Below are 13,700 nucleotides of genomic sequence, written 5' to 3' on the forward strand. Positions count from 1 at the left end.
GGCCGACACCGCCAAGGAACATCGATGGGCAAGCTCAAGCGCAAGGACTACCAGTCCCTGCTGGAACCGATGCAGCTGGAACTCACCGCGATGGCGCGCTGGGTGCAGCACACCGGGCAGCGCGTGCTGGTGCTGCTGGAGGGCCGCGATACCGCCGGCAAGGGCGGGGCCATCCAGGCCATCGCCGAGCACCTCAATCCGCGCCAGTGCAAGGTGGTGGCGCTGCCCAAACCGACCGACCGCGAGAGCACGCAGTGGTATTTCCAGCGTTATGTCTCGCACCTGCCGGCCGCCGGCGAGATCGTGCTGATGGACCGCAGCTGGTACAACCGCGCCGGCGTCGAACACGTGATGGGCTATTGCACCGAACCGCAGTACCACGCGTTCCTGGCGCAGGCGCCGGTGTTCGAGAAGCTGCTGGTGGACGATGGCATCCTGCTGTTCAAGTACTGGTTGAGCGTGGACCAGGCCCAGCAGGAAAAACGCTTTTCCGAGCGCCACCTGGACCCGCTCAAGGGCTGGAAGCTGTCGCCGGTGGACCTCAAGTCACGCAGCAAGTACAGCGCCTACACCGAAGCGCGCGAGGCGATGCTGCGCGCCACCCACCGCGACGACGCACCGTGGACGCTGGTGGACTTCAACGACCAGAAACGCGGTCGGCTGGGCCTGATCCGCAACCTGCTCGACCGCCTGCCCGATACCCGCGTGGATGACCCGGTGCTGGCGCTGCCACCGCTGAAGGGCAAGCTGCACAAGGAGCACTTCGGGGTGCTGGCGCCGATCGAGCCGTATCCGGTGGCGGGGCGCAACGACGCAGACAAGTAGCAGGGGCGGCGGGTCCGCGGCGCGTCGCCACGGACACCGCGCGCCGACCGCCGCCGGGCAACGGTCGGCGCTACCGCGAGGCGGGCAACCCGCGCTAGGCGCTCAGCTGCCCTGCTTGATGCGCGCTTCGATGTCGTGCGCGGTGACCGGCCCCAGGAACTGCTTGGCGACCTTGCCATCGGGGGCGATCAGATAGGTCAGCGGCAGGCCGCGCGGGATCGCGAAGTCTTCGGGCGGGTTGTAGGTGTCCACGATCACGATCGGATAGGTGACCGGCCGCTTGTCCAGGAAGGCCTTCATTTCCGCCGGCTCGATGTCCTCGAAGGCCAGGCCCACCACTTCGATCTCGCTGCGCATGGCATGCAGCGCCGAGAGTTCGGGCATTTCCTTGCGGCACGGCGCGCACCAGGTCGCCCAGAAATTGACCACCACCCACTTGCCGCGATGCGCGGCCAGGTCATAGGTGCTGCCATCCAGCGCCGGCAGGCTCAGCCGCGGGCGCTCGGCGGTGACGCGGTCGGTGGGCGCGGCGGCGTCGGCGGGCGCGGCGGGGGCCGCCTCGGCCGGGGCGGTGGCCGGCGCCACCGGGGCGGCCGGGGCAGCCGGCTCGGGCGTCGCGGCGGGTTTGTTGCAGGCGGCCAGGGCGAGCAGGCCCACGGCCAGCAGCAGCGGCTTGGCAGTCATGGTGTGTCTCCGGAAGTCGAATAGATATCGCTGACGCGGCGCTTGAGCAGTTCGCGCAGCGGCAGGCGCAACGCATCCAGCGCGAGCACCGAGGCCTGGCCGAGGCTGTCGTCGCGGTAAGGCAGGTACGCCTCGCGGACCGGGATGCGCATCTGCGTGGTTTCGTAGAGGTCGGCCAGGGTAAGTTTGTCCAGGTCGCGGGCGAGCAGCCACTCGCCCTGCTCGTCGCGACGGACCACGCGGATGGCTTCCAGGTCGCACAGCATGGTCTGCAGCAGCGAATCGGTGAGCATCGGCTCCAGCCGCAGGATCTCGTCATCGTCCAGGCTGCGGCCGTCGGCGCGGGCCTGCTGGAAGCGGCCGATCAGGCGCAGCAGCCCGTAGATCTCATACCCGGTGGGCAGGCGCAGGTCGGCCGGCTGGTAGCGGAAGGCGGCGATCGATGAGGCCAGCGAGGCCCCCAGCAGTACCGAGACCCAGCACAGGTAGATCCACAGCAACAGGATCGGCACGAAGGCCACGGTGCCATAGAGCTTCTGGTAGGACTGGAAGCTGCCCAGGTAGGCGCCCATGCCCCACTTCACCAGCTCCAGCATCACCGCGGCCAGGATCGCGCCGGGGATGGCATGGCGCCACTTCACCACGTGGTGCGGCACCACCCGGTAGACCAGGGTGATGCACACGAACTCGATCAGGATGGGCGCGACGGTGAGCGCGAAGTTGGCCAGCCAGCGGCCTTCGCTGGTGCCGAACAGCGGCAGCGCGAACACCCGCGCCGACACGGCCAACGACGCGGCCGCCAGCATCGCGCCCAGGGTGAGCACGGTCCAGTACACCAGGAAGCGGGTCAGCTTGGGCCGCGCCGAACTCACCCGCCAGATCTGGTTGAAGGTCTGCTCCACGCTGTTGAGGGTGATCAGCAGCGACACCACCAGCGCGATGAAACCGGCCGCGGTGAGCTGCCCGGCGCTGGCCGAGAACTGGCGCAGGTAGCCTTCGGCCGCGCGCGCGGCGTTGGGCACGAAGTTGGAGAAGACGTAATCGCTGAGCTGGTCGCTCCAGCGGTCGAACACCGGGAAGGCCGAGAGCACGCCGAACACCACGATCGCCAGCGGGACCAGGGCGAACACGGTGGTATAGGCCAGCGAGGCGGCGGCCTGGAACAGGCGGTCGTCCAGGAAGCGCCGCCACAGGAAGCGACCGAAGCTGGCGGTCCGCGCGCGATCGCGCACGCGCTCCATCCAGAGATTGACGGTGTCGAGGGGTTCCATCGCCGCAAGGGTACCTGAAGAGGGGTGTGCGGGACCGCATCGCATCGCCATACTGGGCCCTGATCCGGAGGAGATGAAGGCGCGATGGCGGAAATCCTGGTGCTGTACTACAGCCGCGGTGGGTCGGTGGCCCGGCTGGCCCGCCAGATCGCGCGCGGCATCGGCGAGGTGCCCGGCATGAGCGCGCGGCTGCGCACGGTGCCGCCGGTGGCCGCGGTGACGCAGACCGCGCGCCCGCCGGTGCCCGAAGACGGTGCGCCGTATGTGGAGATCAGCGACCTGGCCCAGTGCGATGGCCTGATTCTGGGCAGCCCCACCCGTTTCGGCAACATGGCCGCGCCGGTGAAGCACTTCCTGGACGGGCTGGGCGCGGAGTGGGTGAACGGCACGCTGGCGGGCAAGCCGGCGGCGGTGTTCACCTCGACCGCGTCGCTGCACGGCGGGCAGGAATCGACGCTGCTGTCGATGCAGGTGCCGCTGCTGCACCACGGCTGCCTGATCGTGGGCATTCCCTTCACCGAGCCGGCATTGAGCCACACCACCACCGGCGGTACGCCCTACGGGGCCAGCCACGTTGCCGGGGCCGACGACAATCCGGTGCCGAGCGAGGACGAGGCGATCCTGGCGCGGGCGCTGGGCCGGCGGGTGGCCGATATCGCGCGGCGGCTGGCATGAGCACGCGCGCGCAGGACGCCGTGCTGGCGCTGCTGCTGGTGGCGCTGGCGGTGCTGTATGCGCTGTGGTTCGCCCAGGACAAGCATTGGCTGGCCACCCAGCTGGTCTTCACCCTGCCGCCGCTGCTGCTGGCGCTGGGGGTTTGGCTGCGCCGGGGCAAGGCGGGGTTCTGGGCGGGGGTGCTGGCGCTGTTCTGGTTCAGCCACGGGGTGATGAGCGCCTGGAGCCACCCGGAAACGGCCGGCTGGGCCTGGGCCGAGCTGGTGCTGGCGCTGGCGGTGATCGGGGTGGCCAGCGCACCGGGCCTGCGCCGGCGTTTCGGCAGGCGCTGAACCCGCGCGCGGCTGCGAGGCGGGGCTGGCGGTCGTATCATCTGCATCCCGGCGCGGGTTGCCCGCCCGGTTCTGACCGCTATCCAGGATGCCCGCAATGGAAGAACTACTGATCATCACCACCGGTGGCACGATCGACAAGATCTACTTCGACGACAAGTCGGACTATCAGATCGGCGATCCGCAGATCGGGATGATCCTGCGCGAGCTGGGCGTGACGTTCCGTTTCAACGTGATCCCGATCCTGCGCAAGGATTCGCTGCACATCACCGACGAGGACCGCGAGCTGATCCGGGCCACGATCGCCGCGCAGCCGACGCGCCACGTGCTGGTGACCCACGGCACCGATTCGATGGTGCAGACCGGGCAGGTGCTGAAGTCGATCGCGGACAAGACGATCGTGATGACCGGCGCGTTGAGCCCGGCGCGCTTCCGTGGCTCGGATGCGGAGTTCAACATCGGGTGCGCGATCGGCGCGGTGCAGTCGCTGGCCAGCGGGGTCTACATCGCGATGAACGGCCGCATCTGGAACCCGGAACACGTGCGCAAGAACGTGGCCGCCAACCGCTTCGAAGAAGCCTGATCCAGGCCAGCCGGACGTAGGCCCTCGGGTAGAGCCACGCCATGCGTGGCGGGTGTGTCGTCGGCCTCGCGCCATGGATGGCGCACGACGATCCCGATCGATGGCACGCAAAAAAAACGCCCCGGCCAAAGCCGGGGCGTGCCCATTGGAGAGGGATGTGGGCTCAGTACTGCGCGGTCAGGGTGACCCCGGAGAAGGTCGAATAGCCCTTCACCCGCACGTGCCAGGTACCGGCCGCCGGTGAAGTGATCGTGCAGGTTTCGTTGTTGCCGCTCAGGTACGGACGGCAGTTGTAGACGGTGTCGGTCGGCGCACTGCCCGAGCGCACGTACAGGTCGGCATCGCCACTGCCGCCGGCGATGCTCACCTTCAGCTGCGAGCGGCCCGAGGGCACCGTCACCGTGTAGGACAGCGCTGCGCCGCTGGCCGCGCCCAGGCCGCTCACCGGCACGTTGTTCTGCAGCACGGTGCCGGTGCCCGGGTTCGGGTTGGTCCCGCCCAGTGCCGCCGTCACCGCCGCATCGGCATCGACGATGCCCGCGCCGCAGCCGCCGCTGCAGGCGCCCGGCAAGGCACGCGCGGTGTTCTTCAGCAGCGTTTCCACCGCCGCCGGGGTGAGCGCGGTCGGCGCCACCGACTGCACCAGGGCCACCACGCCGGCCACGTGCGGGGCCGCCATCGAGGTGCCGTTGTAGGACGCGTAGGACGCCGTGCCCGGCACGGTGGTGCCGCTGTTGAGGGTGGACAGGATCGCCTGGCCCGGGGCCGAGATGTCGATGCCGGCACCGTAGTTGGAGAAGCTGGCGCGGGCACCGGCCGAGGTGGTCGCGGCCACCGCGATCACGTTGGCGCAGTTGGCCGGTACCGAGGAGGACACGTTGGTGTTGCTGTTGCCCGCCGCCACCACCACCGTGGTGCCGCGCGAGACCGCCCCGTTGATCGCGTTCTGGTAGGTGGTCGAGCAGCTGCCGCCGCCGCCGAGGGACATGTTGATCACTTCGGCCGGGTTGGCATTGGCTGGCACGCCGCTGACCGTGCCGCCGGAGGCCCACACGATCGCGTCGGCGATGTCGGAGGTGTAGCCGCCGCACTTGCCCAGCACGCGCACCGGCACGACCTTGGCGTTGAAGGCGGTACCGGCCACGCCGGTGCTGTTGTTGGTCACCGCGGCGATGGTGCCGGCCACGTGGGTGCCGTGCCAGCTCGAGTTGGAGGCCGGCACGCCGGACCCGCACTCGTTGGCGGCATACCAGTCGCCTTCATCGTTGGGGTTGTTGTCGCGGCCGCCGCCATCGCGCGCCATCGCCGCGTCGCTGATGAAGTCATAGCCGGGCAGGATGTTGGCGTTGAGGTCGGGATGGTTGGTGATGCCGGTATCGATCACCGCCACCACCACGCCGGTGCCGGTGGCCTTGTCCCATGCCGGGCGCACGTTGATCGAGGCGTTGCTGGTGCCAAAGCCCCACTGCTCGGACAGGCGCGCATCGTTGGGCACCAGGGTGGCGTGCATCAGCTGGTCGACTTCGACGTATTCCACGTTCGGGTCGGCGGCCAGGCGGCGCATCAGCAGTTCCGATTCGGCCGCATCCAGCGGGCGGTCGGCCTTGACCACGGTCGGGCCGATGGCCAGCTGGCGCAGCTTCTGCAGGCCCAGCGCGCGACCCTGCGCAGCCGGTACCGCCGATGCAGCGGCCTTGAGCGAGCTGGCCAGCGCGGTGGGCGTGGCGACCAGGTTGGCGCCATCCTTGTATTTGACGATGAAGCGCTGGTGCGTCGGCGCCGAGGACAGACCGCTCAGCTGCACATCGCCGGCGAACGCCGGGGCGGCCAGAAGCAGGGTCGACAGAACGGACGCGCCCAGTACAACCAATGCACGTTGACGCAAGCGGGGCTGCGAATCATGAGACATCGGATTTCCCTTTCAGACAGTGGATGCCGCGAAGGCGGCTGGATGTCCAGTTCGATCCGGGGCTGTTGGACGCCATGGCGCGGATCGAAGCCAGTTGTTGGATCGGTTCCCCTGATGAATCAAACCGCCCGTCACGAACCTAGTGGGTCATCGCGCGATCAACAATGTTTCAGCCGCACTTCAGCGACGTGAAATGTCGGATTTGAGACTTTTCAGGTCGAGGGTTTGTGAAAGTGAAGGAACTCGCCGCCTTTCGAATGGTCATCGCGCGTCATCGGATGTCCGTTTTGGCTGTCCATGCGGCGAAAGTGCGGACACGCCTTGCGCGACGGGGGCTGCGCGCGATTGCTACCGATGGACAGCGGGGCGGCGGGCATGAAAAAACCCGCCTGTCGCCAGGCGGGTTTCGGGGGTGCTGCAGCGCCGGGGGCTCAGGCGTCCAGGCGCACCAGCCAGCCATGGCGGTCGGGCAGACGGCCGTACTGGATGTCGGTCAGTTCCTTGCGCAGCGACATGGTCACTTCGCCGGCCGGGGCATCGAGGTTGCCCACCGAGAAGCCTTCGCCCTTGAGCTGGCCGATCGGGGTGACCACCGCGGCGGTACCGCAGGCGAACACCTCGGCGATCTCGCCGCTGCTCACGCCCTGCTTCCACTCATCGATGGTGACCTTGCGCTCTTCGACCTTCATGCCGCGGTCGCGGGCCAGCTGCAGGATGCTCTCGCGGGTGATGCCTTCCAGGATGCTGCCCGACAGCGCCGGGGTCACCAGGGTGCCGTCCTTGTAGACCAGGAACACGTTCATGCCGCCCAGTTCTTCCAGGTACTTGCCTTCCACCGGGTCCAGGAACAGCACCTGCGAGCAGCCCTGCGCCTGCGCCTTCTGCTGGGGCAGCAGCGAGGCGGCGTAGTTGCCACCGCACTTGGCCGCGCCGGTGCCGCCCTTGGCCGCACGCGCATACTCGGTGGACAGCCAGATCGAGACCGGGGCCACGCCCTTGGCGAAGTACGGGCCGGCCGGGCTGGCGATCACGTAGTAGCCGGCCTTGTGCGCGCCGCGCACGCCGAGGAAGGCCTCGTCGCCGATCATGAAGGGACGGAAATACAGGCTGGATTCGTCGGCCGACGGCACCCAGCTGGCGTCCACGGCGATCAGCTGCCTGAGCGACTCGACGAAGATATCCACCGGCAGCTCCGGCAGTGCCAGGCGCTGGGCCGAGCGCTGCAGGCGACGGCCGTTGGCATCCGGGCGGAAGGTCCAGATCGAGCCGTCGGCATGCCGGTAGGCCTTGATGCCTTCGAAGATTTCCTGGCCGTAATGCAGCACCGCGGCGGCCGGGTCCAGCTGCAGCGGGCCGTACGCGCGCACGCTGGCATCGTGCCAACCGGTGTCCTTGTCCCAGCGCACTTCCACCATGTGGTCGGTGAAGTGCAGACCAAAACCGGGGGCGGCCAGGATGCGTTCACGCTCCTCGCTGCTGCGCGGCTGGGCGGAACGGGTGGTCTTGAAGCTCACGGAAGACTGGGACACCGGATATTTCCTGTTCTGGTTACGGGGCACACGGGCCGCGGCGGGACGCCGCCGCCCGCCATTACAGCATGCCGGTTTCGAGCCGGGCAGCTTCGGACATCATGTGCTGGTTCCACGGTGGGTCGAACACCAGCTCGACGTCGGCCTGGGCCACCGTCGGGATCATTTCCAGCTTGCTGCGCACGTCATCGATGAGGATCTCGCCCATGCCGCAACCGGGCGCGGTGAGGGTCATCTTGACGTCGATCTCGCGCTGGCCCGGGTCCAGGTGCTTGATCTCCACCTCGTAGACCAGGCCCAGCTCGACCACGTTGACCGGGATCTCCGGGTCGAAACAGGTGCGCAGCTGCTGCCACACCAGTTTTTCGACCTCCTCATCGGAGGCGTCGTCGGGCAGCTCCAGCGCCGGCGGCGGTTCCTTGCCGATGGCATCGCCATCCTTGCCGGCAATGCGGAACAGGTTGCCTTCGACGAAGACGGTATAGCTGCCGCCCAGCGCCTGGGTGATATAGCCATAGCTGCCGGCGGGCAACGTGACCGTTTCGCCCTGCGGGACCATGACGGCCTCGCAGTCGCGTTCGAAGTGGACGGGTTCGCTGCTACGGGAGTACATGTGGATCGATATGGGGGTCGCGGCCAAAGCCCGCAAGGCCGCCATTTTAGCCCAGTGGCCGCCGGCGCGCCGGTTACCGCGCAAGCCGGTATCCTGTGGGTTCCCACAGGAAGATTGCATGACGCCTACCTCTGTGCCTGCCCGCGGCTCCCACTGGCTCTGGCCCCCGATGTTGCTGCTCGGTGTTGTCACCGCCACCCTGGCCTGGGTGTTCGTGGCCCTGCTCAGTGGCCGCCAGACCGGCTGGATGGCCGTCCTGGCCGCGCTGGAAATCGTGTTCATGTTGCGCCTGAGCCGCTTCCGCGGTGGCCCGGCGCGGGTCACGATCACCCTGCTGGGCACCCTGCTGGTGGCGCTTGCCGCCAACTGGGGCATCGCCTCGGCCTACGTGGGCGGCTCGATGGGGCTGGCCCCGTGGGATTCTGCGTTGCGGATGGGGCCGTTCATGGCCTGGACGCTGTTCCAGCTCGCCAACGGCGTGGCCGAAGCGCTGTGGCTGGTGGTGGCCCTGGTCATCGGCTGGTGGCTGGCGCGGTAGGACCGCACCCTGGAGGTGCGTTTTGCGCTCCCGTCGAAGGATCAGGCATCGCGTGGAGCCGGCCAGCGGCCGGCACTACGCCAGATGCATTGTCGGGGGTGCGCCGTTGATCAATGGCCGCCGTCGAGCGCCTTCAACTCGCTGACCAGCGCACTGGCCGCGCCGGCGCCATCGCCGTACAGCATGCGGGCGTTGTCGGCGTAGAACAGCGCATTCTCGATCCCGGCAAAACCGGTGCCCTTGCCGCGCTTGATCACCACCACGTTGCGTGCGTTGACCACGTCCAGGATGGGCATGCCGTAGATCGGGCTGGCCGGGTCGGTGCGTGCCACCGGGTTGACCACGTCGTTGGCGCCGATCACCAGCACCACGTCGGTGGTGGGGAACTCGGGGTTGATGTCGTCCATGTCGGCGATGAGGTCATAGGGCACCCCGGCTTCGGCCAGCAGCACGTTCATGTGGCCCGGCATGCGCCCGGCCACCGGGTGGATGGCGAACTTCACCTTGATGCCGCGATCGAGCAGGCGCTGGGCCAGCTCCCACACCTTGTGCTGGGCCTGGGCCACGGCCATGCCATAGCCGGGCACGATCACCACGCGCTCGGCGAAGGCCAGCATGGCCGCCACGTCGCTGGCCTCGATCGGCTTCTGCGCGCCGCTGATTTCCTGGGCCACGCCGCCGCCGCCGAAATTGGAGAACAGCACGCCGCTGATCGGCCGGTTCATCGCCTTGGCCATCAGCCGGGTCAGCAGGATGCCCGCCGCGCCGACCATCATGCCGGCGATGATCAGCGCCTCGTTGCCCAGCACATAGCCCTCGAAGGCCACGGCCAGGCCGGTGAAGGCGTTGTACAACGAGATCACCACCGGCATGTCGGCCCCGCCGATCGGCAGCGTCATCAGCACGCCGAGGGCGAGCGCGACCACGAAGAAGCTGATGATCGCCACCGGGCTGAGGCTGACCGCCGCCCAGATGCCCAGCACCGCCATCGCCACGGCCACCAGCAGGTTGAACGCCTGCTGCCCGGGGAAGGTGACCCGCCGGTCCAGCCGGCCGTCCAGCTTGGCCCAGGCGATGACCGAGCCGGACAGCGACACCGCGCCGATCGCCGAGCCGATCACCGCCAAGGCGAGCACGGTGGCCGAGGGCTGGCGCGCGGCGAGGTCGGCCAGCGCCTGCTCGCTCCAGTGGCTGGTATCGCGGTTGGCCAGGAACGAGAAGCGCAGCAGTTCCACCGCGCCGATCGCCGCGGCCGAGCCGCCGCCCATGCCGTTGTAGAGCGCCACCATCTGCGGCATGTCGGTGATGGCCACGCGCTTGGCCGACCACCACGCCACCCCGGTGCCGATCGCCACCGCCGCCAGGATCAGCGGGATGTTGTGCAGCTCGGGCAGGAAGAAGGTGGCCACCGTGGCGATCAGCATGCCCAGCCCGGCCCAGCGGATGCCGCTGCGGGCGGTCATCGGCGAGGCCATGCGCTGCAGGCCCAGCAGGAACAGCGTGGCGGCGACCAGGTAGCTCACCTGCACCAGCCACTGCAAAAGTTGCGCGGTGCTCACGTTCAAGGCGCCTTCTCCCCGCCGTCGCGCCTGGCGCTGGGCTTGAACATGTCCAGCATGCGCTCGGTGACCACGTAGCCACCGGCCGCGTTGCCGGCGCCCAGCACCACCGCGATGAAGCCGATGATCTTCTCCAGCGGGGTCTGCGCGTGGCCCAGCACCACCATCGCCCCGATCAGGACGATGCCGTGGATGAAGTTGGACCCGGACATCAGGGGGGTATGCAGGATCACCGGCACCCGTGAAATGATCACGTGGCCGGCGATCGCAGCCAGCATGAAGATGTACAACGCCACGAACCCGTCGCTCATTGCAGTCTGTCTCCCAGGCGGTGATCCCGTCCCCCCATCATAACCATGGGCTGAACCGTTCTGCAGGCCGGTCAACCGGCGCCGCCCTGGCGCGTTCTCACCGTATCCCCCTGCGCGAGCGCTACCCTGTGCTGGTGAGTCCCACCCTGCAAACGCTGCCCACCGAGGCCGACGCCGCGCTGCCGGCGTCGCTGGAGGCGTTCCTGGCCGGCATCGGACCGCGCGCGTTCCGCTTCGCCGAGGCCGGCCTGCGCCAGCGCGAGGACGCGCTCGATGCCGTGCAGGACGCGATGCTGCGCATGCTGTCCTACCAGGACAAGCCGGCTGCCGAGTGGGCGCCGCTGTTCTGGAGCATCCTGCGCCGGCGCGTGGTGGACCTGCAGCGCCGCCGGGGTTTCCGCCTGCGCTTCTGGCGCAGCAGCGACGAGGAAGGCGGCGACCATGACATCGACTGGGCCGACGCCGCGCCCGGCCCGGCACAGGCCCACGAGCAGCGCCAGCAATACGCCCAGCTGGTGGCGGCGTTGCGCGAACTGCCGGCCCGGCAGCGCGAAGCCTTCACCCTGCGCGTGCTGCAGCAGCTGGACGGCGCCACCACCGCCAAGGCCATGGGCTGCAGCGAAGGCGCGGTCAAAACCCATCTTTCGCGCGCCCGGCAGGCGTTGCAGCAGCACCTGGAGATCGAACTGTGAGCCGCCCCGTCACCCCGTCCATCCACGATGACACCGCCCTGCGCGCGCTGCATGACCAGGCCGTGCAGCAGCTCTCACCGGCGACGCTGGCGCGCCTGCGCAGCGCACGCCACGCGGCCGCACCGCGGGCCTCGCGCGCACATGGCTGGTGGATGGCCACCGCCTGTTCGGCCGTGGCCGCGCTGGCACTGGGCTACAGTTTCACCGTCAACCCGCCGACCACGCCGGCTGCACCCACGGCTGCCGCCACGGTGGATGACAGCAGCGACGTGCTCGACGAAAATCCCGACCTGTACGTGTGGCTGGGCACGACCGACCTGGCAATGGAGTGAACATGACACCGCGACTGATCCTGGCGCTGGCCCTGTTGTCGGCAAGCGTGGCCGGCTGGGCACAAGGTGCGCCGCTGCCCGACTGGGAGCGCCTGACCCCGCAGCAGCGCGAGGCGTTGATCGCGCCCGTTCGCGACCGCTGGAACGATGCGCCGCCGCCCCAGCGCGAGCGCATGCTGCAGCACGGCCAGCGTTGGCAGAGCATGACCCCCGAGCAGCGCGAGCTGGCCCGGCGCGGTCGCCACCGCTTCGAGAACATGAGCCCGGAGCAGCGCGAGCAGGCCCGCGCGCTGTTCGCGCAGATGCGCGAGCTCAGCCCGGCCCAGCGCGACGAGCTGCGCGAGCGCTGGTCGAAGATGAGCCCGGAGCAGCGCCAGGAGTGGCTGAAAGCCAACCCGGTGAAGGACCTGCCGCCGCCGCCGAAGCGGTGACCGCGCACCTTGGGTAGCGCCACGCCATGCGTGGCTGCTTTTGGTTTTGGTATTTCGTGCAGCCACCCATGGGGTGGCTCTACCCCCCGGGTTGCGGGACGCGTTGGGTTTCGTCCTGCGGGGTGGTTGGGTAGCGCCACGCCATGCGTGGCGTTGTTGTTCTGCCATTGCGTGCAGCCACCCATGGGGTGGCTCTACCCCCGGGTTGCGGTGCGCGCGTTGAGTTTCGGACGTGCGGGGTCAGTTCACATTGCGTGGCTGCTGTTGGCCTCAGCTGCCGGCGACCCAGCGCGTCTTGGCGAGCAGCTCGTCTTCCCAGTCGAACTGGATGGCGCCGACCTTGAGGAACAGCGCCACGAAGTTGTAGACGTTGCGCGCGTACATCTCGCTGGCATGCACGGCGCCCAGGCTGGCCAGGTCGAGCGGGCCGTCGATGGTGACACCGTCCAGCTCCACCACCTCGCCGGGGCGGGTAGCCTCGCAGTTGCCACCGGTTTCCGCGGCGAGGTCCACGATCACGCTGCCCGGCTTCATGCCCTGCACCATCGCGGTGGTCACGATCTTCGGCGCCGGACGCCCCGGCACCGCCGCGGTGCAGATCACCACGTCCACCAACCGCAGGTGCTCGCCGAGGCGGCGCTGCTGCTCGGCGCGCTCGTCCTCGGTCAGCGCGCGCGCATAGCCGCCCTCGCCTACCGCGTTCACGCCCAGGTCGAGGAACTTGGCCCCCAGCGACTCGATCTGCTCGCGGGTTTCCGGCCGCACGTCGAACCCCTCCACCTGCGCGCCAAGCCGGCGTGCCGTGGCGATGGCCTGCAGGCCGGCCACACCGGCCCCGACCACCAGCACCCGCGACGGCCGGATGGTGCCGGCGGCCGTGGTCAGCATCGGGAAGAAGCGCGGCGCGCGCTGCGCGGCGATCAGCGTGGCCTTGTAGCCGGCCATGCCCGCCTGCGAACTCAGCACGTCCATCGACTGGGCGCGGGTGGTGCGCGGCAGGCGCTCCAGCGGAAACGCCTGCAAGCCGCGCGACTGCACCATGCCGGCCCGTTCTGCGTCGGCCTGCGGGTGCAGCATGCCGACCAGGCTGGCGCCGGATTTGAGCTGGGCCAGGGTCGCGGTATCCGGGGGTTGCACGCACAGCACGATGTCGGCCAAGGCCAAGCGTGCGTCGTCGGCCAACTGCGCGCCGACCTCCAGATAGGCCTGATCAGGAAACCCGGCGGCCTGTCCGGCAGCGGGCTCGAACCATACCGTCGCGCCCAGGGCGGCCAGCTTGCGCGCCGTTTCCGGCGTCATCGCCACGCGTCGCTCACCCAACGCGCGTTCCCGCACCACCAGCACATCGACAGCCATGGATGTCCCCGACGATCAGCAGAGTGTGGGGGAATCGTACCCTACGCCCCCGGCTTGCGG

At 69.0% G+C, this 13,700-nt stretch carries 16 protein-coding genes; 8 read left to right on the plus strand and 8 right to left on the minus strand.

The features are described from left to right. The first annotated feature begins 24 nt into the window (after positions 1-24). Entirely contained in the window at positions 25-825 is an 801-nt protein-coding gene (gene ppk2, locus RSA25_RS06985; protein WP_332808177.1) for a polyphosphate kinase 2, read from the plus strand. Positions 826-927: 102 nt separating this feature from the next. On the opposite strand, the gene RSA25_RS06990 is transcribed toward ppk2, so the two are convergent. Further along, a complete protein-coding gene (locus RSA25_RS06990) occupies positions 928-1,509 on the minus strand; it encodes a TlpA disulfide reductase family protein (RefSeq protein ID WP_332808178.1) in 582 nt (193 codons plus the stop codon). Continuing rightward, complete coding sequence (locus RSA25_RS06995; RefSeq protein ID WP_332808179.1) at positions 1,506-2,780, minus strand: YihY family inner membrane protein; 1,275 nt, start codon at positions 2,778-2,780, stop codon at positions 1,506-1,508. The genes RSA25_RS06990 and RSA25_RS06995 overlap by 4 nt, the downstream gene beginning before the upstream one ends. Positions 2,781-2,864: 84 nt before the next feature. Between RSA25_RS06995 and wrbA the strand changes: the two genes are divergently transcribed. The 3 genes from wrbA (at position 2,865) to RSA25_RS07010 (ending at position 4,370) form a co-directional block, all read left to right on the plus strand. Continuing rightward, the gene (wrbA, locus tag RSA25_RS07000; RefSeq protein ID WP_332808180.1) at positions 2,865-3,455 is read left to right on the plus strand and encodes an NAD(P)H:quinone oxidoreductase; all 591 of its coding nucleotides are present in this window, start codon (positions 2,865-2,867) and stop codon (positions 3,453-3,455) included. Further along, a complete protein-coding gene (locus tag RSA25_RS07005) occupies positions 3,452-3,787 on the plus strand; it encodes a DUF2069 domain-containing protein (protein WP_332808181.1) in 336 nt (111 codons plus the stop codon). The genes wrbA and RSA25_RS07005 overlap by 4 nt, the downstream gene beginning before the upstream one ends. A 97-nt stretch (positions 3,788-3,884) precedes the next feature. Continuing rightward, positions 3,885-4,370, plus strand: coding sequence for an asparaginase domain-containing protein (locus tag RSA25_RS07010; RefSeq protein WP_332808182.1), 486 nt, complete (start codon positions 3,885-3,887; stop codon positions 4,368-4,370). Between the two features lie 163 nt (positions 4,371-4,533). On the opposite strand, the gene RSA25_RS07015 is transcribed toward RSA25_RS07010, so the two are convergent. The 3 genes from RSA25_RS07015 to sufT form a co-directional block, all read right to left on the minus strand. Further along, a complete protein-coding gene (locus RSA25_RS07015; protein WP_332808183.1) occupies positions 4,534-6,279 on the minus strand; it encodes a S8 family peptidase in 1,746 nt (581 codons plus the stop codon). A gap of 431 nt (positions 6,280-6,710) precedes the next feature. Then, positions 6,711-7,808, minus strand: coding sequence for a branched-chain amino acid aminotransferase (locus tag RSA25_RS07020; protein ID WP_332808184.1), 1,098 nt, complete (start codon positions 7,806-7,808; stop codon positions 6,711-6,713). A gap of 61 nt (positions 7,809-7,869) precedes the next feature. Then, positions 7,870-8,421 carry a putative Fe-S cluster assembly protein SufT gene (gene sufT, locus RSA25_RS07025; RefSeq protein ID WP_332808185.1) on the minus strand — a complete coding sequence of 184 codons (552 nt, stop codon included), beginning with the start codon at positions 8,419-8,421 and terminating at the stop codon, positions 7,870-7,872. Positions 8,422-8,539: 118 nt separating this feature from the next. Between sufT and RSA25_RS07030 the strand changes: the two genes are divergently transcribed. Continuing rightward, positions 8,540-8,959 (plus strand): hypothetical protein, encoded by a 420-nt coding sequence (locus RSA25_RS07030; protein ID WP_332808186.1) that lies wholly within the window; start codon positions 8,540-8,542, stop codon positions 8,957-8,959. 110 nt (positions 8,960-9,069) lie between these two features. On the opposite strand, the gene RSA25_RS07035 is transcribed toward RSA25_RS07030, so the two are convergent. Next, the gene (locus tag RSA25_RS07035) at positions 9,070-10,524 is read right to left on the minus strand and encodes an NAD(P)(+) transhydrogenase (Re/Si-specific) subunit beta (protein ID WP_332808187.1); all 1,455 of its coding nucleotides are present in this window, start codon (positions 10,522-10,524) and stop codon (positions 9,070-9,072) included. After that, positions 10,521-10,829: an NAD(P) transhydrogenase subunit alpha gene (locus RSA25_RS07040; RefSeq protein ID WP_332808188.1), complete on the minus strand. Its 309-nt coding sequence runs from the start codon at positions 10,827-10,829 to the stop codon at positions 10,521-10,523. Before RSA25_RS07040 ends, RSA25_RS07035 begins: the two co-directional genes overlap by 4 nt. 128 nt (positions 10,830-10,957) lie before the next feature. Here RSA25_RS07040 and RSA25_RS07045 point away from each other — a divergent pair, with 128 nt between their 5' ends. Genes RSA25_RS07045 through RSA25_RS07055 form a run of 3 tightly spaced genes read left to right on the plus strand, consistent with a single transcriptional unit; the run spans position 10,958 to position 12,284 of the window. Beyond that, a complete protein-coding gene (locus RSA25_RS07045) occupies positions 10,958-11,521 on the plus strand; it encodes an RNA polymerase sigma factor (RefSeq protein ID WP_332808189.1) in 564 nt (187 codons plus the stop codon). Next, the gene (locus RSA25_RS07050) at positions 11,518-11,853 is read left to right on the plus strand and encodes a hypothetical protein (RefSeq protein ID WP_332808190.1); all 336 of its coding nucleotides are present in this window, start codon (positions 11,518-11,520) and stop codon (positions 11,851-11,853) included. The genes RSA25_RS07045 and RSA25_RS07050 overlap by 4 nt, the downstream gene beginning before the upstream one ends. A 2-nt stretch (positions 11,854-11,855) precedes the next feature. Then, positions 11,856-12,284 (plus strand): DUF3106 domain-containing protein, encoded by a 429-nt coding sequence (locus tag RSA25_RS07055; protein WP_332808191.1) that lies wholly within the window; start codon positions 11,856-11,858, stop codon positions 12,282-12,284. A 270-nt stretch (positions 12,285-12,554) separates the two neighbouring features. Here RSA25_RS07055 and RSA25_RS07060 read toward each other — a convergent pair whose 3' ends face one another. Next, positions 12,555-13,640 carry an NAD(P) transhydrogenase subunit alpha gene (locus RSA25_RS07060; RefSeq protein WP_332808192.1) on the minus strand — a complete coding sequence of 362 codons (1,086 nt, stop codon included), beginning with the start codon at positions 13,638-13,640 and terminating at the stop codon, positions 12,555-12,557. Positions 13,641-13,700: the final 60 nt, after the last annotated feature.

It is taken from the genome of Stenotrophomonas sp., from assembly GCF_036662295.1.
Taxonomy (GTDB): Bacteria; Pseudomonadota; Gammaproteobacteria; order Xanthomonadales; family Xanthomonadaceae; genus Stenotrophomonas.